The 1964-nt window shown below is 74.3% G+C and carries 2 protein-coding genes; one reads left to right on the plus strand and one right to left on the minus strand.

Going from position 1 to position 1964, the window contains the following annotated elements:
* Positions 1-58 precede the first annotated feature (58 nt).
* Positions 59-922, minus strand: coding sequence for an NAD-dependent epimerase/dehydratase family protein (locus ACFWFI_RS42510; RefSeq protein WP_387401291.1), 864 nt, complete (start codon positions 920-922; stop codon positions 59-61).
* Between the two features lie 142 nt (positions 923-1064).
* Between ACFWFI_RS42510 and ACFWFI_RS42515 the strand changes: the two genes are divergently transcribed.
* Complete coding sequence (locus ACFWFI_RS42515; protein ID WP_387401293.1) at positions 1065-1958, plus strand: helix-turn-helix transcriptional regulator; 894 nt, start codon at positions 1065-1067, stop codon at positions 1956-1958.
* The last annotated feature ends 6 nt before the right edge of the window (positions 1959-1964 follow it).

Raw genomic sequence — 1964 nt, forward strand, 5'->3', positions numbered from 1 at the left:
CCTCCCGACCGGCTCCCCCCGCCGGCCGGGAGGCGGTTTCCATTCCGGGCCGGTCCGTTCAGAGAGCCCCCGCGTCCCGGGCCGTCCAGACCGACGGATACAGCGGCCGGAAGCCCAGCTCGTCCCGGATCCGCAGCGTCGACATCTGGCCGTACCAGGGATCGGGATCGGTGCGGTCCGCCAGCTCCGGCGGCACCGGCACCCCGTTCAGCTGGTGCAGGTCAACCGCCGTCACCGGGGCGTCGTCGCAGATGTTGTAGCGGCGGCCCGCCACCTCGCGCGCGTACAGCAGGCGCAGCAGCCCCTGGGCCACATCCGCGTGGTGCACCATCGCCAGCCGCTGTGTCGCCGCCCAGCCGCCCACCCAGCTCATCGCCTCCGTGAGGTGCGGGTCACCGTCGCCGTAGACGAACGGCAGGACGGCGATCCGCACGTCCAGCCCGTGCTCCCGGTGCAGGGCGAGCAGGCCGTCGTCGGCCCCCGCCTTCGACTGCGCGTACGCCCCCCACTTGGGGCCGCCAGGCACCGTCGGGTCGTCCTCCGTCAGCGGACGGCCGCGCCCCGTGCCGTACGCGAGGTTCGTGCCCACGTGCACGAACCTGCTCGTGCCCGACCGGAGGGCGGCCTGCCCCAGGGCGATGGCGGCGTCGCGGTTGACGGACCACATCTCGTCGTCCGGGACGTCCCGGAAGGCCGCCGCGATGTTCACGACGGCGTCCGTGTCCGTGAGGGCCTCGCCCATATCGCCCGTGTCGCGGAGATCGCCCGTGACGACCTCCGCGCCCAGCGCCGCGAACGGGACGCCGCGCCGCTCGTCCCGCACGACGACCCGCACCGTGTCGCCGGGGGCGGCCCTCCGGATCAGACGCGGTACGAACCGCCGCCCCATCTCGCCCGTCGCACCCGTCACCAGAATCCGCATCGCCGGTCTCCTCCGTGTGGATTTCCTGCCGGCCTCAGCCTGGGCCCGGCGCCGCGATCCCGGGAGAGACGTGCTGATCCAGGGACCGGCAGTCCCTGGATACGCTCTGGAGCCGCCGTCCGCCCCGGGCCATGCTGGGGGGATGGACCCGGACCGTGCCGAACTCGCCGACTTCCTGCGCCGATGCCGCGCCCGCCTCGCCCCCGCCGCCGTGGGGCTGGTGGCCGGCCCGCGGCGTCGTACACCCGGTCTACGGCGGGAGGAGGCCGCCAGGCTGACGGGCGCGTCCGTGGACCACTACACACGCCTGGAGCAGGGCCGGGGGGCCAGGCCCTCGCGGCAGATGCTCGCCGCGCTGGCCAGGGCGCTGCGGCTCACGGACGACGAGCGCGATCACCTCTTCCGCCTGGCGGGGGAGGAGCCGCCCAGGACGGGCGACGGGCCCACCCAGCATGTGCGCCCCGGTCTTCTGATGGTCCTCGACCGGCTGCACGACGCACCCGCGCTGGTCTACAGCGACCGTGGTGAACTGCTCGCGCAGAACGCGCTGGCGACCGCGCTCGGAGGGGAGTTCGAACCGGGGCACAACGTCATCCGCGGCTGGTTCACCGACCCCACGGCCCGGCGGTTCCTCCCGCCGGAGGACCATGCGGCCCAGTCCCTCTCCCACGTCGCCCAGCTCAGGGCGGTGTCCGCCTCCCGGCCCGACGACCCGCATCTCGTCGCGCTGGTGAAAGAACTGCGGTCGGTCAGCGAGGAGTTCGACAAGCTGTGGGCGGAGCACAGGGTGGCGATGCGGCGCGCCGAGTTCAAGCGCTTCCTCCACCCCGTGGTGGGGCCGCTGGAGCTCGGGTGCGAGGTGCTGCTCACGGCGGACTGCGGGCAGCGCCTGGTCATCCACACGGCCGAGCCCGGCAGCGAGTCGTACGAGCGGCTGCGGCTCCTGCGCGTGATCGGCGTGCAGGAGCTGGGGGCGCCCGCGCCGCCGGACGCCCCGCCTGCCGGGCGGCCGGAACACGCCGGGAAGGTGCCTTAGGCGGTC

Source organism: Streptomyces sp. NPDC060209 (genome assembly GCF_042728155.1).
GTDB lineage: Bacteria > Actinomycetota > Actinomycetes > Streptomycetales > Streptomycetaceae > Streptomyces.

Bases quoted from the DNA above. Each gene is read 5' to 3' on its own strand.
- ACFWFI_RS42510 (WP_387401291.1), bottom strand. From the start codon at position 922: ATGCGGATTCTGGTGACGGGTGCGACGGGCGAGATGGGGCGGCGGTTC.
- ACFWFI_RS42515 (WP_387401293.1), top strand. From the start codon at position 1,065: ATGGACCCGGACCGTGCCGAACTCGCCGACTTCCTGCGCCGATGCCGC.